19 protein-coding genes are annotated in these 18,528 nt (G+C 47.4%); 15 read left to right on the top strand and 4 right to left on the bottom strand.

The genetic code is table 11. The features are described from left to right. The coding region (gene parC, locus ABY436_RS13330) for a DNA topoisomerase IV subunit A (protein WP_372739453.1) at positions 1 to 2,055 on the top strand (2,055 nt) is incomplete at its 5' end. Here parC and ABY436_RS13325 read toward each other — a convergent pair. Beyond that, positions 2,049 to 3,692, bottom strand: a complete 1,644-nt coding sequence (locus ABY436_RS13325) for a hypothetical protein (protein WP_372739452.1) — start codon at positions 3,690 to 3,692, stop codon at positions 2,049 to 2,051. The genes parC and ABY436_RS13325 overlap by 7 nt on opposite strands. A gap of 157 nt (positions 3,693 to 3,849) precedes the next feature. On the opposite strand from ABY436_RS13325, the gene ABY436_RS13320 reads away from it, so the two are divergent. From ABY436_RS13320 to ABY436_RS13255, 14 genes are all read left to right on the top strand, one after another. After that, entirely contained in the window at positions 3,850 to 5,106 is a 1,257-nt protein-coding gene (locus tag ABY436_RS13320) for a glutamate-5-semialdehyde dehydrogenase (RefSeq protein ID WP_372739451.1), read from the top strand. Further along, positions 5,084 to 5,797, top strand: coding sequence for a nicotinate-nucleotide adenylyltransferase (gene nadD / locus ABY436_RS13315; protein WP_372739450.1), 714 nt, complete (start codon positions 5,084 to 5,086; stop codon positions 5,795 to 5,797). Before ABY436_RS13320 ends, nadD begins: the two co-directional genes overlap by 23 nt. A 6-nt stretch (positions 5,798 to 5,803) precedes the next feature. Next, on the top strand, positions 5,804 to 6,175 hold the full coding sequence (gene rsfS / locus ABY436_RS13310; RefSeq protein WP_372739454.1) for a ribosome silencing factor: 372 nt from the start codon (positions 5,804 to 5,806) through the stop codon (positions 6,173 to 6,175). Continuing rightward, a complete protein-coding gene (gene rlmH, locus ABY436_RS13305; protein ID WP_372739449.1) occupies positions 6,172 to 6,639 on the top strand; it encodes a 23S rRNA (pseudouridine(1915)-N(3))-methyltransferase RlmH in 468 nt (155 codons plus the stop codon). Before rsfS ends, rlmH begins: the two co-directional genes overlap by 4 nt. A gap of 2 nt (positions 6,640 to 6,641) precedes the next feature. Next, positions 6,642 to 8,558, top strand: a complete 1,917-nt coding sequence (gene mrdA, locus ABY436_RS13300) for a penicillin-binding protein 2 (protein ID WP_372739448.1) — start codon at positions 6,642 to 6,644, stop codon at positions 8,556 to 8,558. Beyond that, positions 8,551 to 9,693, top strand: a complete 1,143-nt coding sequence (gene rodA, locus ABY436_RS13295; protein WP_372739447.1) for a rod shape-determining protein RodA — start codon at positions 8,551 to 8,553, stop codon at positions 9,691 to 9,693. Before mrdA ends, rodA begins: the two co-directional genes overlap by 8 nt. A gap of 8 nt (positions 9,694 to 9,701) precedes the next feature. Next, the gene (gene mltB / locus ABY436_RS13290) at positions 9,702 to 10,730 is read left to right on the top strand and encodes a lytic murein transglycosylase B (RefSeq protein ID WP_372739446.1); all 1,029 of its coding nucleotides are present in this window, start codon (positions 9,702 to 9,704) and stop codon (positions 10,728 to 10,730) included. A gap of 6 nt (positions 10,731 to 10,736) precedes the next feature. Next, positions 10,737 to 11,636, top strand: coding sequence for a septal ring lytic transglycosylase RlpA family protein (locus ABY436_RS13285; RefSeq protein WP_372739445.1), 900 nt, complete (start codon positions 10,737 to 10,739; stop codon positions 11,634 to 11,636). A 101-nt stretch (positions 11,637 to 11,737) separates the two neighbouring features. Then, a complete protein-coding gene (locus ABY436_RS13280) occupies positions 11,738 to 12,895 on the top strand; it encodes a D-alanyl-D-alanine carboxypeptidase family protein (RefSeq protein WP_372739444.1) in 1,158 nt (385 codons plus the stop codon). A gap of 69 nt (positions 12,896 to 12,964) precedes the next feature. Next, entirely contained in the window at positions 12,965 to 13,819 is an 855-nt protein-coding gene (locus ABY436_RS13275) for an aminotransferase class IV (protein ID WP_372739443.1), read from the top strand. A gap of 2 nt (positions 13,820 to 13,821) precedes the next feature. After that, on the top strand, positions 13,822 to 14,127 hold the full coding sequence (locus ABY436_RS13270; protein WP_372739442.1) for a YbeD family protein: 306 nt from the start codon (positions 13,822 to 13,824) through the stop codon (positions 14,125 to 14,127). Beyond that, complete coding sequence (gene lipB, locus ABY436_RS13265; protein WP_372739441.1) at positions 14,127 to 14,783, top strand: lipoyl(octanoyl) transferase LipB; 657 nt, start codon at positions 14,127 to 14,129, stop codon at positions 14,781 to 14,783. The genes ABY436_RS13270 and lipB overlap by 1 nt, the downstream gene beginning before the upstream one ends. A 1-nt stretch (position 14,784) precedes the next feature. Then, positions 14,785 to 15,768, top strand: coding sequence for a lipoyl synthase (lipA, locus tag ABY436_RS13260; protein ID WP_372739440.1), 984 nt, complete (start codon positions 14,785 to 14,787; stop codon positions 15,766 to 15,768). A gap of 207 nt (positions 15,769 to 15,975) precedes the next feature. Further along, entirely contained in the window at positions 15,976 to 16,416 is a 441-nt protein-coding gene (locus ABY436_RS13255) for an OsmC family protein (protein WP_372739439.1), read from the top strand. 27 nt (positions 16,417 to 16,443) lie between these two features. Here ABY436_RS13255 and holA read toward each other — a convergent pair whose 3' ends face one another. From holA to ABY436_RS13240, 3 genes are all read right to left on the bottom strand, one after another. Then, entirely contained in the window at positions 16,444 to 17,472 is a 1,029-nt protein-coding gene (gene holA / locus ABY436_RS13250; protein WP_372739438.1) for a DNA polymerase III subunit delta, read from the bottom strand. A gap of 30 nt (positions 17,473 to 17,502) precedes the next feature. Then, entirely contained in the window at positions 17,503 to 18,003 is a 501-nt protein-coding gene (gene lptE, locus ABY436_RS13245; RefSeq protein ID WP_372739437.1) for an LPS assembly lipoprotein LptE, read from the bottom strand. A 60-nt stretch (positions 18,004 to 18,063) separates the two neighbouring features. Further along, a partial coding sequence (locus ABY436_RS13240; RefSeq protein WP_372739436.1) for a class I tRNA ligase family protein occupies positions 18,064 to 18,528 on the bottom strand: 465 nt, incomplete at its 5' end.

Genomic DNA, 18,528 nt, shown 5'->3' with positions numbered 1-18,528 from the left:
GGTGATGTGTTGGGTAAATATCATCCGCATGGTGATAGTGCCTGTTATGAAGCGATGGTGCTGATGGCGCAGCCATTTAGTTATCGCTATCCACTGGTTGATGGTCAGGGGAACTGGGGGTCACAAGATGATCCTAAATCATTTGCTGCGATGCGTTATACCGAAGCAAAGCTGACTAAGTATGCCGAAGTCTTATTGCAGGAAGTGAGTCAGGGTACGGTCGATTGGCTACCCAATTTTGATGGAACCCTGCTCGAGCCGGCAGTACTGCCAGCGCGTTTACCCAATATCCTGCTGAATGGCGGCAGCGGTATTGCGGTGGGTATGGCCACTGATATTCCGCCGCATAACCTGCGGGAAGTGACCTCTGCGTGTATTCATCTGCTGGATAATCCCAAAGCGGATGTTGCTGAGTTGTGTACATTTATTCCTGCGCCGGATATGCCAACGGATGCCGAGATTATCTCTTCGCCCAGCGACCTGCTGAAGCTTTATGAGACGGGTAAGGGGTCGGTGCGGATGCGTGCAGTTTACACGCAAGAGCAGGGCGATATTATTGTCACTGCGCTGCCGTACCAGGTGTCGGGTGACAAAATTCTGGAGCAGATCGCACAACAGATGCAGCAGAAAAAGCTGCCGATGGTGGCGGATCTTCGTGATGAGTCTGACCATGAAAGTCCGACACGTCTGGTGATTATTCCGCGCTCCAACCGGATTGATGTTGAGCAGTTGATGGCGCATCTGTTTGCGTCAACAGACCTTGAGAGAACCTATCGTGTCAATATGAACATGATCGGTGTGGATGGGCGTCCGCAGGTAAAAAATCTGCGTATGATTTTGACCGAATGGCTGAGCTGGCGCACGGGTGTTGTACGTCGTCGTCTTGAGCATCGCCTGTCGAAAGTGTTGGATCGGCTGCATATCCTCGAAGGTTTGATGGTTGCTTATCTGAACATTGATGAAGTAATTGCGATCATTCGTTATGAAGATGAACCTAAACAGGAGTTGATGAGGCGCTTTAACCTGAGTGATATTCAGGCCGACGCGATTCTCGATCTGAAGCTGCGCCACTTGGCTAAGCTTGAAGAGTTTAAGATCAAGTCAGAGCAGGATGAGCTGGAAGCTGAGCGTAAAAAACTTGAGCTGATATTAGGTTCAGATCAGCGTATGCGTACATTGATTAAAAAAGAGCTCACGCAAGATATGGAGACCTATGGCGATGCGCGGCGTTCGCCTCTTGTGTCGCGCCAGGAGGCGCTGGCGTTTAGTGAAAAAGATCTGCTTTCGTCGGACCCTGTAACGGCTGTTATTTCCAAGCAGGGCTGGATACGTGCCGCAAAAGGGCATGATATAGACGGCGCTGGTTTGAGCTATAAGTCTGGCGATGGATTTAAACTGGCGTGTGCCGGCCGCATGAATCAACCGCTTATCCTGCTTGATTCAACCGGACGCAGTTATACGCTGGAAGCGCATACCTTGCCTTCTGCCAGGGGACAGGGGGAGCCGATTACCGGACGTATAACCTTACAGAAAGGGGCTGTCATAGAAGCAGCTATCTCCGGTAAAGATGATGATAAAATATTATTGGCATCGGATGCCGGATATGGATTTATTACCTCTATTGCTGATCTGTCGAGTAAAACCAAGAATGGTAAAGCGGCACTGACATTGCCGAAAAATGCGCAGGTGCTTGGCCCAGTGAAGGTTGACGATATGGCGCAGGCATTATTAGCGGCTATCACGAGTGAGGGGCGTTTATTGGTATTTCCTGTATCTGAGTTGCCAGAGCTGGCACGAGGAAAAGGTAATAAAATTATAAACATCCCGTCTGTACGGGCGGCAACACGGGAAGAGGTCGTTTGTGATGTGGCCATCTTTATGCCTGATGCCACTTTGCAGGTGCATGCGGGTCGGCAGCACCTCAAGCTGAAGCCCTCTGATCTGGAGCATTATCGGGGTGAGCGGGGTCGCCGTGGTAATAAGTTGCCGCGTGGTTATCAGCGTGTCGATAAGCTCGAAGTGATGGGTGCTAAGAGTGAAACAGCAGATCAATGATCTGCTGTTGTTTCTGTAACAGGCTTGCTGAGCAGATGAGTTGCTTGTTTGTTAAGCAAAGCCTGATAGGAAGCCGTTAACGAAAGAATTAATACTTTATCTTCATCTTCGCGGCGTACATCAGCGCTGGATAGCAGCGTTGCTTTGAGTTGACGTGCTTCGGTTAACGCTGTGTGGCTTATCAACTCATTGCTCTGAGTGGTACGTGTCAGGAATAACGCCTCTTCTTTAATTAAATTAAACTTTTCCCGGTTGCCACGAACGATAGCCATGTGGAGATTGAGGACGGGTTTAAACGATTTAATGCGTGCCTGATTGAATGCTCTGTACAGCAGGGTGAAGAGTTTTGCAGCGCATAGCGCATGTACACCATGACCATCTTCTTCATCCTGATCATCAAAGAAAAGTTGCATATCCCCACTGGCATCAATAGAAACGGCACCGCCATAGATAGCGGCTACTTTTTTGATCAGTTTTTCGTATGTTTTCAGTAAATAATTATGTTCTTCTGGTTCCACATAATCCGCATGGCCTGTTGTGGCATCGATATAAAACAGGTATGCGGCATCCTGCGGTTGCAGTGATAGTTCTAACTGGTGATCCAGGCTGTAAAGATCAAGCTGCTCTTCAGTTCGCTCATGAGCGCGCAAGGGGTTAGGTTTTGCAGAAGCGGGGGCCGCCTGAGGCGTGCTTTGTTGATGCTCTTCCAGTTCATAGGTTGCTTCACGCTGTTGTTGTCGGGGTTGCCCGTCATCATCATCGGGCTGCATAGGGGAGGGAGTAAAGTGCGGCATACGCTGAGTCGTATCGGGCCTTAGTAAATTCACCAATTCGTCATCGTTGAGCGTTTCGTCTGATGATGAATCATCATATTGATGAGTTTTTAGGGTATCTGAGTTGTTCTTGTCTAACGCTTTATCCGAGACGGTGGCACCGGGATTGTTGCTGCTATCTACCTCAAGTAACGGTGGGATCTTGTCTGGCGTGTCTTCTAGCGTTGCTGCTAAGGTTTGAGTAAATGAGTCAGAGGCCTTGTCTTGAATCGACTCCTCTTCGTCGTGTGCTTCTGTTACGGCTTGTGTTGCGTTTTCTGCTGTAAGAGCATCGCTTTGCTTTTCAGTGTCTTCGGGCTCATCTGAGCTGATTTTTAAAGGTTTTAGCGCTAACCATAATGTCACTAATGTTGCCAATAATGTGATTAAAGAGAGAATGGATACTTGCCATAACAGGCCGGACAGCATGTTTTTCTGTGCTTCATGGTTGCTGTAGAGCTTTAATGTTCCGGTAGGTGTTTGTTGATTGCCAAGGATGACTTGTTGCTCCGTTCCGTGGTTTTCCCCTGCCCTGGCAATGAGTTTGGATTGTTTGTTGTAGATGGCGACGCCATTAACTAAGCGGGCTTCTGTGAGGTTGTTCAGGTAAAAGTTCAGGCTAATGATGTCTTCAGCCAGCAGGTAAGGTTGGATGGTAATCGCGGCTTGGCGGGCAGTGTGCCGTGCAGTGATCTGTGCTTCGTTTTTGGCGATACTGTCAGTCACCAGATAAAGGTAGGATGCGCTGATAATCCAGCCTGATAGCATTACCAGTGCAGTGGCAAATATTAATCGGTAGTGCGGTTTTTTCAGGATGAATAGCATTTTGCTGGTATGTGTCCGTATTAGGGTTGTTGCCACATCAAATGTGGATTGATGATATCAGTTAGTGGTCTTTATGGTCACTCATATAAAGCAGTTCATGACCCGGCAATAATAGCATTGTATAATTATAGGTTACGTGAACGCGGAAGGGTAAGTGATGAACGTCGAACTATATATGAACATGTTAGGACAAAAGGCCAGAGATGCGTCCCGATTGGTGGCGCGTGCAGATACAGGCATCAAAAATAAAGCGTTACTGGGTATGGCTGCAGCGCTTGATGCTAATCGCGCTGAGCTTATAGATGCGAATAGAAAAGATCTGGAAAATGCTCGTCAGAATGGCTTGGATGCAGCCATGCTGGACAGGTTGGAGATGGGTAATAAAACCATCGATGGCATGATTGAAGGCTTACGCCAGGTTGTGGCATTGCCTGATCCTGTTGGCAGTATTACCGATATGAATTACCGCCCTTCCGGTATTCAGGTAGGCAAAATGCGTGTGCCACTGGGTGTTATCGGCATTATTTATGAATCACGTCCGAATGTGACGGTTGAAGCTGCCAGTTTGTGTCTTAAATCAGGCAATGCGACTATTTTACGTGGTGGCTCAGAAGCGATTCATTCTAACCAGGCCGTGGCTAGCTGTATCCGAACGGGTTTAACGGCGGCTGGCCTGCCTGCTGAGGCTGTGCAGGTTGTCGAAACTACGGATCGGGAGGCGGTAGGCAAATTAATTACCATGCCGGAATATGTCGATGTGATCGTGCCTCGTGGGGGGAAAGGTCTGATAGAGCGTATCAGTCGTGACGCCAAAGTGCCGGTAATTAAGCATCTAGACGGCATTTGTCACGTATTTATAGATCTGCAGGCAGATAGAGCTAAGGCGGTTAATATAGCGCTGAATGCTAAAACTCACCGTTACGGTACCTGCAATACGATGGAAACCCTGCTGGTTCATGAAGGCATTGCTGAAGAGGTGCTGGGTGATTTGGTTGAGCGTTTTAAGGCGGCAGGCGTTGAGCTCCGTGGGTGTGCGCAAACACGTATACTAGTACCTGCTATAAAAGAAGCGACAGAAGCGGATTGGTCTACCGAGTATTTGGCGCCGGTATTGTCGATTAAGGTTGTTGCTGATATTGACGCAGCTATTAAGCATATTAATCATTATGGATCACATCATACGGATGCCATCGTGACAGAAAATTATACTTTGTCGCGTCGGTTTCTACGTGAAGTTGATTCAAGCTCTGTCATTGTTAACGCGTCTACACGCTTTGCCGATGGCTTTGAGTATGGATTAGGTGCGGAGATAGGTATATCGACCGATAAAATCCATGCGCGTGGCCCTGTCGGGCTTGAGGGGTTAACTTCTCAGAAATACGTGGTGCTGGGTGACGGTCATACACGCAAGTAACTCAGATAACTCGTTAGATAACACTTCAGACGAGCACGCAAACAGTGCGCATGTGTTCATGGGTGGGACTTTTGATCCCATCCATTTCGGGCACCTTCGAACGGCACTGGAAATACAGCAATGGTTGTGTGTCGAGCATGTTTATCTGATGCCTGCCAATGTGCCAGTACACCGTGAAACGCCGGGGTCTTCCGCTAAAGCCCGTTTAGCCATGGTAGAGAAAGCCATTGCCGGTGAAAGCGCCTTGCGTTGTGATCCCCGGGAGATTCTGTCTGACCGGCCATCATATACAATTTATACATTGGAAATGTTACGTAAGGAACTTGGTCCGGCAAAGCCGGTCTGTATGGTAGTCGGAATGGATTCTTTTATGTCATTTGATCAATGGTTTCGCTTTGATGAGTACCTTGAATATTGTCATATCATTGTTGTGGCACGCCCCGGTTACCATTTTAAACCGAATCAGGTCTTAAAGCAGTTGTTGGCAAAGCATCAGGTTGAGCCAAAAAGTGATATCCTGACACAGTCAGCAGGCGGCATTCTGGTTCATGAGTTAACACCGCTGAGTATTTCAGCCACCTATATCCGTGAACTGATTGCTGACGGACGGTCACCCCGGTATCTGTTACCGGATGACGTCTGGAATTTTATACAACAACATAAACTTTATTTTTCAAAAAAGGATAGTTAATTGTCGATGCAAACTGAGCAACTTATTGCACTAGTACGTGAAGCGCTTGACGATGTGAAAGCGCGGGATATCGATGTGATTGATGTGCGTGGTAAATCGAGTATTACAGATTTCATGCTGATCGCCAGTGGAACATCAAAGCGGCACGTGGTGTCATTAGCTCAGGCAGTATCTGACAAAGTGAAGCAAGCGGGTATCGAACCCCTTGGCACAGAAGGTCAGAATGATGGTGATTGGGTTTTGGTTGATTTGGGTGAATTGGTCGTCCATATCATGATGCCGGATGCCAGAAGCTATTACGATTTAGAGCGTTTATGGCGATTTGATCCATTGGGCGATGAGACTGCTGAGGCAATTGTGAGTGTTCTGAAAGGATGAAGATACGTTTGCTGGCTGTGGGTGGAAAAATGCCTGATTGGGTAACGACAGGTTTCCACGAATACAGCAAGCGCCTGCCTCATGAAATGACGCTGGAATTGATTGAGTTAGCTTTGGGGCACCGTGGTAAAGGGGCCGATATGGCGCGTGCGATTCGTCAGGAAGGTGATGCAATGCTGGCGGCAATTCCCAAAGGGGATCGCATCATCGCACTGGAAGTGAAAGGTCGCTCATGGTCGACAGAGCAACTGGCTGATAAGGTCAGCGAGTGGCAGATGGATGGTCGTAATATTTCCCTGTTAGTAGGTGGCCCTGATGGCCTGGACCCTCGTTGTGTCGCGTTGGCTGATCAGAAATGGTCTTTGTCGGGTTTAACCCTTCCTCATCCTTTGGTGCGCGTTATTCTTGCCGAGCAGGTTTACCGCGCCTGGACAATTATTCAAGGTCACCCGTATCATAAGTAGCTATGTCCCGATTTGAACGTTTAAAAGACCATTCTCAGGAAGGCCGGACCTTTTCTTTTCGGGCGTTTCTTGCATTTATAATTGTGCTGCTGCTGATCGCTGTGCTGCTGGGGCGGCTCTACTATCTGCAAGTGCTTCAATATGATCGTTTTGCTGCCATGTCGGAACAGAACCGCGTACAGCTGCAACCGGTTGCACCTACGCGCGGCCTTATATATGACACAAGTGGGGTTTTGTTGGCGGATAATCGCCCCAGTTACAGTGTTACTCTGCTTAAAGAAGAGGTCGGCAAAGAGCTCGATTCAACGCTTTTAGCGTTGCAGAACATTATTGATATCAGCGATAAAGATATCGAATCATTCAAAAAACGCCTGAGTCAGCGCCGTCGTCCTTATGAAACAGTACCGGTTAGATTTCGTCTTACCGAAGAGGAAATTGCTAAACTGGCCGTCAATTACCATCGTCTGCCTGGCGTTCAGGTCGAAGCCGATTTGATACGCTATTATCCTTATGGTGAAACTCTGGTACATGCGATGGGGTATGTCGGGCGGATTAATGAAAGTGAGCTCCAGCAGACTGATCCTAAAGCGTACGCAGGCACTAACTACATTGGCAAACTAGGCATTGAGAAATTCTATGAGCCGATACTGCACGGCGCAGTTGGAATGCAAAAAGTTGAGACCAATGCACGCGGCCGGGTAATGCGTATACTGGAGCGGACGGAGCCGGTACCTGGCCAGGATCTGCAGCTATTTATTGATCTGAGGTTACAGCAGATTACTGAAAAGCTGGTGGAGGGAGAAAAAGCGTCTATTGTTGCGATTGATCCTGAGACAGGTGGCATTATAGCGTTGGTATCGACGCCCGGTTATGATCCTAACCTTTTCGTTACCGGCATCTCTACAGCGGACTATTCGGCGTTACGTGATTCACCAGACCTGCCACTTTTTAACAGAGCGTTACGTGGCCGCTACCCGCCTGCCTCAACGATTAAACCGATTATAGGCTTAGCTGCAGTGGATTCTGAGACCGTATCGGCGACACATACGGTTTGGGATCCTGGTTTTTATACCCTAACGCACGGTGGACGAAAATACCGCGATTGGAAACGTGGGGGGCATGGCAAAGTCGATATGAAGCTTGCTTTCGCGCAATCTTGCGATGTCTGGTTTTATGATGCTGGCTACCGAATGGGCATTGATCCCATGTCGGATTATTTAGGCAGCTTTGGTTTTGGTCAGGTCACCAGTCTGGATTTACCAGAGGCGCTGAACGGTATTCTGCCTTCCCGGGAGTGGAAGCGCAATAAGTATAAGTTGCCATGGTATCCGGGTGACTCATTGAATTTAAGTATTGGCCAGGGCTTTTTGCTGACAACACCATTACAGCTTGCCACCGCCGCCACAGTGCTGGCTAATCGTGGCGTATGGGTGCAGCCCAGACTCCTGAAGGGTGTACGTAACATGGATGAAAATGGCGCGTTAAAGATTGCGATGCCTGAACTTCCGAATCCGCGTTCCTACCCTGAAGATATAAAGCTTAAACACCCGGAGTACTGGGACATAATTGTTGAAAACATGGTTGAGGTAGTGCATGGCCCACGCGGAACTGCACGTAAAATAGGATTGGATGCGCCTTATCAAATTGCTGGGAAAACCGGCACGGCGCAAGTCGTTGGTATCAAGCAAGACGAACGTTATGACAGAGATAAGTTAGATAAACGTTTCCATGATCATGCACTGTTTCTGGCGTTTGCACCTGCGGATAAGCCTAAAATCGCCTTGGCTGTTATTGTTGAAAATGGTGGCGGAGGTTCGAGTACGGCAGCACCACTGGCGCGTAAAGTGATGGATGCATATTTGTTAGGTATTGATCCATCAGTTGAAGAGGCTGATATGGCAGGCATTGCGCATGAATAGTCGTGACTTTGAACGGACCATGCCAGAAGCCGGGCATCATCTGCGCCGTAAAAAAGGATGGTGGAGTTATACACATCTGGATGCCTGGATGCTGTTTTTCCTGTTTGTATTGTGCTGTTTTGGATTGTTCGTACTGTATAGCGCCTCAGGTCAAGATGTCGATTACGTTATCAGGCAGGCGATTCGTATTGGTGCCGGTTTTGCTGTGCTGATTCTACTTGCGCAGTTTAGCCCGCGTATTCTGATCCGGTGGGCGCCCTGGGTGTATGCGGCAGGCGTCGTACTTCTCTTGATGGTTATGTTTTTTGGTGTGGGGGCAAAAGGGGCGCAACGCTGGATCGCTTTGCCGGGGTTTCGATTTCAGCCTTCCGAGGTTATGAAGCTGATATTGCCGCTTATGGTGGCGTGCTATCTGGCAAAAAGGTCGCTGCCTCCGAGTTTTAAGCACTCGCTGATCAGCCTTGTTCTTATAGGCATGCCGACGGTTTTGATTATGAGGCAGCCGGATTTAGGGACCTCTCTGTTGATTGCTGCTTCCGGTGTGTTTGTCCTGCTTTTTTCTGGTATTCGTTGGCGTTATATTCTGGGTGCATTAGGTATAGCCGCGGCAGCATTGCCTGGTTTATGGATGGTGATGAAGGATTACCAGCGACAACGGGTGCTAACATTTATGGACCCTGAAAGTGATCCGCTTGGGTCCGGGTGGAATATCATTCAATCAAAAACGGCCATAGGATCAGGGGGAGTCTGGGGTAAAGGTTGGCTGGGTGGAACTCAATCGCAGTTGGATTTTTTGCCTGAATCACATACCGATTTCATTATTGCCGTCATTGCTGAAGAGTTAGGCTTTATAGGCGTCGCAGCGCTACTCTTTATTTACATTCTTATTGTTGGTCGTGGTTTATGGATGGCGACGCGGGTTTCAGATAGTTTTGGTCGCTTGGTTGCCGGTAGTATCGTGTTAACATTTTTCGTATATGTGGTCGTTAATATTGGTATGGTAAGTGGATTATTACCGGTAGTGGGAGTGCCATTGCCTATGATTAGTTATGGGGGTACGTCTATCGTTACTCTAATGGCTGGTTTTGGTATTTTGATGTCTGTCTACAGCCATAAACAGATGGTGATGAGGTGATTACGCAGATGAAATTGAGCGGAAAAAGAAAGTTCGGATTACTGGCGTTGATGTTTTCCTGTTTTGTCCAGGGTAACGAAACCAGCGGATATAGTCAGCATCCGGAGGCTGAGAAATGGCTTGAGAAAATGCAGGCAGAAGCGTTCAGTGCTGACTATTTGCGCTCCATTTTAGGCCATGCTGAAAAGAAAGATTCGATATTGGATGCAATGAACCGGCCTGCCGAAAAGCGACTGGATTGGGGTGGGTATCGAAAACTGTTCGTGCAACCTAAGCGCATAACCCGTGGTGTCGCTTTTTGGAACGAGCATGCGGAAACACTTCAGCGGGCTGAACAAGTGTACGGTGTGCCGGCAGAAATGATCGTCTCTATTATCGGTATTGAAACTCATTATGGGCGTAATGTCGGTAGTTACAGAGCGCTCGATGCGCTGGCCACGCTGGGATTTGATTATCCCCGTCGAGCTGAGTTTTTTCAGGGGCAACTGAAAGATCTGTTGATACTCGCTCGAGATGAAAACAGAGATGTCGTTGATTTGAAAAGCTCGTATGCCGGAGCAATGGGATATGGGCAGTTTATGCCTTCGAGCTTCCTGGCCTATGCGGTGGACTTTGATCGTGATGGTAAGCGGGATTTATGGAGTAATCCTGTCGATGCCATTGGCAGTGTCGCTAATTACTTTGTAGAGCATGGTTGGCAGCCACAGGGTGAAACTGTCATTCAAGTAACGTTAAAAGAGACGGTTCCTGAAGCTGATCTCAATACAGGGGAGAGGCCGAAGCGCTTAATGTCTGAGTGGGCCGCATTCGGGGTTAAAATTGATCAGAGTTATCCGCAAGAAGAAGCGGCTGTTTTATTGCGCATGAAGGATAAAGAGGTTGAAAGTTTTTGGTTAGGCTTAAACAACTATTATGTGATTACCCGATATAATCGAAGTCGCTTATATGCAATGGCAGTATATGAGCTAAGCCAGGCCATATTGGCTGAAAAAGTAGCGATTCATGCTGCGGAAAAACGACTTGGCGTGAAAGGGTAATTGAGTATGAAACTTATCATTTTATCTTTTTCAATATTTGCTTTGCTGCTGAGTGGTTGTGCCAGCAAAAAAAGCACGAGCCGTTACAGTATTGAACATGATCACGGGCCTTCTGCGCCGGTTGATGTCTCTAATGTTCCCGATGCAGTGCCAAAAGTTGAACCGCGCAGCCGCGGTGGAAACAAAAGCACTTACAGTGTTTTTGGTAAGCAGTATTCAGTACTTGATGAATCGGATGGCTATCGTGAGCGTGGCGGAGCTTCCTGGTACGGTAAGAAGTTTCATGGGCATCTGACATCAAACGGTGAAACTTACGATATGTACAAGATGACCGCTGCACATAAGTCATTGCCTATACCAACTTACGCCAAGGTGACGAATCTGGCCAATGGCCGGCAGGTGATTGTGCGGGTTAATGACCGTGGGCCATTCCATCGGGGAAGGATCATCGATCTCTCTTATGCGGCCGCTTCAAAACTGGATGTGTTACGCCACGGAACTGCTCAGGTTGAAGTGGAGGCGATCAACCCCATCACCTGGAATGCCTCTAAAATGGTAACGGCGACAGCGCCGCAAAAAAATATCACGCCTTCAGCAACGCAAGCATTACTGGTGCCTTCAGCAACGCAAGCAGTAGTGGCGCCTTCAGTGGCATCGAATACGCTGGCCGCCGGTCGTTATCTTCAGGTTGGGGCATACTCGGCTGAAGCGTCAGCACGACATGTGGCGAGTCAGTTGGGAGGCGATTTTATGCACGTAGCCCACGTGAATAATATTGAGCGAGCAAGCGGCAGACTCTACCGGGTTTTACTGGGGCCTGTAACGGATCAGTATGAAGTAGATAATATGATTGAAAAGCTCACCCAAAGGGGGTTTCTTGGTGCACATCTGGTAAACTTGCCATAATTAAATGTTAATACGCTTTTAAAAATGAATTGAGTAGAACTAAATCTGTCGATTGGCGTCTATTCTCGAAACAAACCAGCCTACCTATTCAGGGATCTACTGTGCAAAGACTGAAGACAGCCTTTTTTACTTTTCTATGCCTTTTTCTTGCGACGGGACACTTGCAAGCAGCCACTACTCTGATGCCTTCTGCCCCTCAGGTTTCAGCGACTTCCTATCTGGTGATGGATGCTGATACCGGTAAAGTGGTGCTTTCTGATAAAGCGGATGAGCGTTTTGCACCGGCAAGCCTGACGAAAATGATGACCAGTTATATTGTTGAGTATGAGCTTGATAAGGGGAATATTGGTAAGGACGATCTGGTACTGGTCAGCGAAAAAGCCTGGAGAACGCCAGGCTCGAGAATGTTTATCAAAGAAGGTACTCAGGTAAAACTGGATGACCTGTTGAAAGGTATTATCATCCAGTCGGGAAATGATGCATCTGTTGCTGTTGCTGAGCATATTGCCGGCAGTGAATCAGCATTTGCTGATCTGATGAACCAGCATTCCAAGTTACTGGGTATGGAAAATACGCATTTTGCAAATGCGACAGGTTTACCGGCAGAGGGGCACTTCTCGACAGCAAATGATTTGGCGATTCTTGCCAAAGCGATTATCCAGAAGTTTCCTGAGCACTACGGCATCTATTCTGAAAAATATTATACGTATAATCAGATACGCCAACCTAATCGTAATAAGTTGTTATGGCGTGATCACACAGTCGATGGCATAAAAACCGGACACACAGAAGAAGCTGGCTATTGTTTGGTGGCTTCGGCAAAGCGTGATGGTATGCGTCTTATTTCGGTCGTTATGGGCACGAATAGCGAAGAATCCAGAGCACAGGAAAGTCAGAAAATATTGGCATACGCTTTTCGTTACTTCCGCACACACAAACTCTATGGCGCAGACGAGCTTCTGAATACCGCTAAAGTATGGGGTGGACTTGAAGATCAGGTGCATCTTGGGTTGAACGAAGCATTAGCCGTCACCATACCTCGTGGCCAGGCTGATCAATTAGAGGCTACCATGGATGTGGATAAGGTCATTAAGGCGCCCGTCATTAAAGGGCAGGAATATGGCGCTGTGCGCGTTACGTTAAACGGAGAAGATGTGGTCAGGGTTCCTTTGGTCGCAATGGAAAATGTCTCTGAAGGTGGCATACTTAAAAAGATATGGCATGCCATTATGTTATTTTTTATGAGCTTGATTAGCTGATCAGATTCTTTTTAATTAATTTAGCATGAGCTCACATTTGAAAATGTGAGCTTTTGCGTTTTGGTGATAATGGAAACAGTCTATTTAAACGGGCACTACATCCCGGCTGAAGACGCCAGGATCTCAGTATTTGACCGTGGCTTTTTGTTTAGCGACAGCGTCTATGAGGTTATTCCTTTTTATCAGGGGGTAGGCTTTCGTTTAGATGAACATTTGCAGAGATTAGAGCATAGTCTTCGAGCCTTGCGTATCGAATTGGATTTTGATTGGGCATCTATGCTGAGTCGCTTAGTGATGTTAAATGGAAACGGTAATCTATCGGTATACTTACAGGTTACACGCGGTAGTGCAGACAAGCGTGTGCATGCTATTGACCCCAAGATGGTGCCGACTATCTTTGCGTGTTGTCAGCCCATTCGTGATATCTACCAGGAAGGTATTGAGCGGGTTGAAGGTATTAAGGTTATCGTCACTGCAGACCTGCGGTGGCATCGTTGTGATATTAAATCGACTTGTTTATTACCTAATATTCTGGTGCTACAACAAGCCAAAGAAGCGGGGGCGCAGGAAGCGCTATTACTGCGTGATGGCGCACTAACGGAAGGCGCCAGCTGTAATTTTTTCATTGTTGAGCGCGGTGTGATTTATACACCACCTATAGGTACTGAAATTCTCAGTGGCACAACGCGTGCTCTGATTCTTGAGCTGGCGGATCAGAATGGGATTCCGCGTCAGGAAACTGATATTGATTATCAGCGTTTGATAAATGCCGATGAGGTGTGGATATCCAGTTCGACCAGAGCCATTGTACCCGTGCTTCAGGTGGATGATTATGTTGTCGGCGGTGGGCTAAAAGGGCCTGTCTGGCAGCGAATGTTTGAAATTTTTACTCGTTATCAGCATCAGTTGATGACGAGGGAGTAATTATGAGTCAAGAAAAAACACTTAAAGCAGAACCTGTAACAGAAGTACAACCACCCAAAATTGAATTTCCCTGTCCTGATTACCCGATTAAAGTCGTGGGTAAAAAGTCGGATGACTTTGAGGAATTTGTTGTCGAAGTAATGAGAGTACATGTGCCAGATTTGGATGTGAGCCGAATTACGATTCGCGATAGCAGCAAAGGGACCTACAGATCTGTTCGGATGTTTATAACGGCTACCGGAGAAGATCAGCTTAAGAGCTTGCATGAAGAACTGATCGCTTCTGATCGGGTGCATATTGTTATCTGATGGCTATTGATAATACACTTATTATCCGCAATCTTGGTATTCAGCCATATCAGCCGATATGGCATAAAATGCAGGCATTTACGGATCAGCGCAACGCGGAAACAGCGGATGAAATATGGGTACTTCAGCACGAACCTGTTTTTACACAAGGGCAGGCCGGAAAAGAAGAACATCTGCTTTTAACCGGCGATATACCGGTTGTGCAAGTCGATCGGGGTGGTCAGGTTACTTACCATGGCCCCGGGCAACTGGTTATCTATCTGTTGCTGGATCTGCGCAGAAATAAGCTCGGTGTTCGTGATGTAGTGACGTTAATGGAAAAGGCTGTTATTGCTACATTGCAGCATTATGGTGTTGATGCTTATGCAAAACCTGATGCGCCGGGTGTTTACGTAGGTGATGCTAAGATAGCCTCGCTTGGCTTGAGAGTACGTCGTGGTTGTACTTTTCATGGTTTAGCGCTGAATCTTGATATGGATCTTGAACCATTCTTAAGAATTAACCCGTGTGGTTATGCCGGTATGGCGATGACGCAGTTGTGTACATTGGTTGCCGATGCCGATCCTCAGCAAGCGACAGCATTTCTTGTGAATTACTTGACTAAAGAAATAGGTTATAATTCCGTTAATCATCAAACTTCCTTGGACTCACAATAATATGGCGAACAGTTCCGATAAAGCCTCTTCAGTAGTGAAGGTGGAACAGGGTGTTAAATTACGTGGTGCTGAAAAAATGGCACGCATTCCCATCAAAGTCATCCCGACAGAAAAGGATGAAATGCCTCGTAAGCCTGCGTGGCTGCGTGTTCGAATGGGGTCAAATAAAGAAGTAAAAAGAATTAAAGATAAGCTGCGTCAGCATAACTTGGCTTCTGTTTGCGAAGAGGCCAGTTGCCCGAATATAGGTGAGTGCTTCACCAACGGAACAGCCACTTTTATGGTGATGGGTGATATCTGCACACGTCGTTGCCCTTTCTGTGATGTAGCACATGGTCGCCCTAATGCACTGGTTGAAAATGAGCCCAGAGAGTTAGCCGAAGCCATTACCGATATGGGCTTGCGTTATGTTGTCATTACATCCGTAGACCGCGATGATCTGCGCGATGGCGGTGCACAGCATATTGCCAACTGTATTTCTGAAACGCGCCAGCGTTCTGCGACCATTCAGATTGAAACGTTAGTGCCGGACTTCAGAGGGCGTATGGACGTTGCTCTGGAAATTCTCAGTGCGACACCGCCTGACGTGTTTAACCATAACCTAGAAACGGTACCGAGACTTTACCGTAAGGTGCGTCCGGGTGCTGACTATCAGTGGTCGCTGGATCTGCTCAAAGGCTTTAAAGAAAAATGTCCTGATATTCGTACTAAATCAGGTCTGATGGTCGGTGTCGGTGAAACCAACGATGAGATCATTGAGGTATTGAAGGATCTGCGTGCTCATAATGTGAACATGCTCACGATTGGTCAATATCTGCAACCAAGCCGCAGCCACTTGCCGGTCGATCGATTCGTTACTCCGGACGAATTTGATGAGTTTGCCCGGATTGCAAAAGAACTAGGCTTCAGCCATGTAGCCAGTGGCCCGCTGGTAAGATCTTCTTATCATGCTGATCTTCAGGCTAAAGGCGAAACGGTCGGTTAATCTGCGTGTATTTTTGTTTGAAATAACAGGTACTGCTGTCATGGCCGTACCTGTTTTCCTTCCTCCTCTTTTTTCTTCCCTGTTCCTTTCGTCGCTTTTCTTTTCGTCCGGCCTGATCTGTTTTTTCTTCTTAATAAAGCTGTCCGGATGAGTTTCTGTCATGTTATTTGCTGATATAATATTAGAATATTCTTATATGGAGTTGTTATGTCTGTCACTAAAACAGTACGTGTCGAAACCTTACTGGAAGATTCATTCCGGGTTGAATCAACTATTCGTGGTCATAAAGTTGTTATTGATCAGCCTGCGGCGGGAGGGGGAAGCGATGAAGGTCCAACACCTTTAGAGTATTTTCTGTTTTCGTTGGCGGGTTGTGTGGCGACGATTGGTCGCGTCGCCGCCAAGCAGAGGAAAATTGAGCTGCGTCGCTTTGCTGTTGTTGCGGAAGGTGATTATGATCCCGCAGGCCTGTTAGGCAAGCCCACAGACAACAGATCTGGTTTTCAGGTTATCAGAGTAACCGCAGAAATTGATGCTGATATGACGGCTCAGGAAAAGCAGGCTTTTCTGGATGAGGTGTGTGAGCGCTGTCCTTTGCATGACAATATAAAGCTGGCGACTAATGTCGTGCATACGCTGGCTGAATAGTGCGCTGCTATTATCTGAAGCGTTAGCTTAGCAGAACGAAGAGAGTTGAAGGCGTTTGCCTGAAAGAGTGATGGCAATATCCGAAAGCATTAGCCAGGGTGAGCCAGTGCCCATTCCTTTAATAACTTTATCAAGATGTTGGCTGGTTTTAAGCAGGTCTTCTAATGTTGATATACTCAATCGTTCGGCACAGCGTTTCAGGGTTTGTTTGCGTTTCCCCCAGATGCGTTCTTTCTGGCAGATGGTTTCGTAAGCCAGGCCTCGTTCTATACCCTGGCGAATAGCATATAAGGTGCGAATCTCGCGAGTCAGTGCCCACAATACAATGGGGGGTTCTATGCCTTCCTGGCGTAAAACGTTGAGTATTTTAATACAGCGCTCACCTTGTCCCAGTGCAATGGTATCCATTAAAGCGTAGACATCGTATCGGGAGCTATCAGAGACGGCATTGACGATCTGCTCTGCCGTTAACGTGCCGGTCGGATGTAATAGATGCAGTTTGTCTAATTCTTGTTTGGCTGCCAGTAAATTGCCTTCAACCCGGTCGCATAGCAGTTGTATGGCGCTGTCATCCAGCTGCATATTTTTACTCATAGCTCTGTGTCTGATCCACCCGGGGAGTTGGTGTATCTCAACGGGCCAGATCTCTACACAAACACCTTTCTGTTCGATAGCTTTGTGCCAGGCAGACTTTTTAGCAGCCCCCTCTAGCTTTTCGGCAATGATCAGCAGGATGTTTTCAGGGGGGGCATGCGCGATATATTCCTGGATAATATCGCCTGCCGCTTTATTGATTTTATGGCTGCCGACTCTTATTTCAATTAACTTCTGCTCAGCAAATAGCGATAAGGCATTAGCGCACTCAAGCAGGTATTCCCATTTGAAATGCCCCTCTACATGCAGTACCTCACGTTCGCTGAAGCCTTTGTCGCGAAAAGCGCTACGTAGCTGGTCGCAGCACTCTGCGTTTAATAGAGGCTCATCACCTGAGACCAGATAGACAGGCGCATGTGCTTGTTGCAAATGACCGGTGAGCTGCTCAGCAGATAGCTTCATATAAATAGTGTCATCAATAGTCAGCCTGCACTAGCGTGTTTGTGCTATGTATTGGCGAACAATACGCTCGGAAATAGATTGCCACATCTCCTCACGAATCTCTTTCTCCAGTGAGTAACTGGCTGTTGCCGCATCAGCATCGTAATCATAGATACGTTCAGTACGCGCTACCAGAGGTCCGGATATTGATTCTCCGTCGCTGTTGAGTATTTCAAAATTAACCAGCAACAGGATTTCATACTCATCTACATTGGCTTTGCTATCGAGTGTGATGGATCGGCGGTTTTCCTCAACTTGTTTAATTGTAAGCTGATAAGGGGCATTCTCCCGGATGTTAATGCCTTGTTGGGAAATGCTACGTTTGAGAGCTTGCTCAAAAGACACAGAGGTATCGCTTTTTAATATCAGCGTCACTAGTCTGGACGATTCTGGAATATCCGTGGAGCCGCGCAATTTAAAGCCGCAGCCGGACAGCAGAATAGCGGCCAGAGTGAAACAGATTAATCTGTTCAAAAAGCGGTAGTGGGTCATCTGCTTAATAGCTCCTTTGTAACCTATAACCATCAGCTTGCAATCGTCAGTTTGCAGGAATCAACCGACAACAATGTTGACCAGCTTGCCGGGAACAATAATCTTTTTACGGATCGCTTTACCGTCCATGAATTTCTGTACATTTTCCATACCCAGAGCGGTGTGCAAAATGGTGTCCTGATCGGCATCGGCAGCAACATCAATTTTTGCCCGCACTTTGCCGTTCACCTGAATAACCATTTCGATGGATGAGCGCACCAGTGCAGACTCATCAAAGCTTGGCCAGGGTGAATTTAACAGATCAGTGGTATATCCAAGTTCTGTCCACAGCTGGTGAGTAATGTGTGGAACAATTGGAGATAGCAGCTGGATCGCTGTCTGCAGTGCTTCACGCATAACCGCGCGTCCCTGATCACTGGCATCGACAAATTTAGTGATGCTGTTGAGCAGCTCCATAACGGCAGCAATAGCCGTATTGAATGTTTGACGGCGTTCAATATCGTCAGATACTTTGCGGATGGTTTC

The sequence above is a fragment of the Neptunomonas sp. genome, assembly GCF_041601355.1.
Taxonomy (GTDB): domain Bacteria; phylum Pseudomonadota; class Gammaproteobacteria; order Pseudomonadales; family Balneatricaceae; genus Neptunomonas.
This window is presented reverse-complemented; position numbering and strand designations above follow the sequence as displayed.

Excerpts from the sequence above, each read along its gene's own strand:
- ABY436_RS13285 (WP_372739445.1), top strand. The coding sequence starts at position 10,737 with ATGAAACTTATCATTTTATCTTTTTCAATATTTGCTTTGCTGCTGAGT.
- ABY436_RS13275 (WP_372739443.1), top strand. The coding sequence starts at position 12,965 with ATGGAAACAGTCTATTTAAACGGGCACTACATCCCGGCTGAAGACGCC.
- rsfS (WP_372739454.1), top strand. The coding sequence starts at position 5,804 with ATGCAAACTGAGCAACTTATTGCACTAGTACGTGAAGCGCTTGACGAT.
- rlmH (WP_372739449.1), top strand. The coding sequence starts at position 6,172 with ATGAAGATACGTTTGCTGGCTGTGGGTGGAAAAATGCCTGATTGGGTA.
- rodA (WP_372739447.1), top strand. The coding sequence starts at position 8,551 with ATGAATAGTCGTGACTTTGAACGGACCATGCCAGAAGCCGGGCATCAT.
- holA (WP_372739438.1), bottom strand. The coding sequence starts at position 17,472 with ATGAAGCTATCTGCTGAGCAGCTCACCGGTCATTTGCAACAAGCACAT.
- ABY436_RS13325 (WP_372739452.1), bottom strand. The coding sequence starts at position 3,692 with ATGCTATTCATCCTGAAAAAACCGCACTACCGATTAATATTTGCCACT.
- mltB (WP_372739446.1), top strand. The coding sequence starts at position 9,702 with ATGAAATTGAGCGGAAAAAGAAAGTTCGGATTACTGGCGTTGATGTTT.
- ABY436_RS13255 (WP_372739439.1), top strand. The coding sequence starts at position 15,976 with ATGTCTGTCACTAAAACAGTACGTGTCGAAACCTTACTGGAAGATTCA.
- ABY436_RS13270 (WP_372739442.1), top strand. The coding sequence starts at position 13,822 with ATGAGTCAAGAAAAAACACTTAAAGCAGAACCTGTAACAGAAGTACAA.
- lptE (WP_372739437.1), bottom strand. The coding sequence starts at position 18,003 with ATGACCCACTACCGCTTTTTGAACAGATTAATCTGTTTCACTCTGGCC.
- lipA (WP_372739440.1), top strand. The coding sequence starts at position 14,785 with ATGGCGAACAGTTCCGATAAAGCCTCTTCAGTAGTGAAGGTGGAACAG.
- mrdA (WP_372739448.1), top strand. The coding sequence starts at position 6,642 with ATGTCCCGATTTGAACGTTTAAAAGACCATTCTCAGGAAGGCCGGACC.
- ABY436_RS13320 (WP_372739451.1), top strand. The coding sequence starts at position 3,850 with ATGAACGTCGAACTATATATGAACATGTTAGGACAAAAGGCCAGAGAT.
- lipB (WP_372739441.1), top strand. The coding sequence starts at position 14,127 with ATGGCTATTGATAATACACTTATTATCCGCAATCTTGGTATTCAGCCA.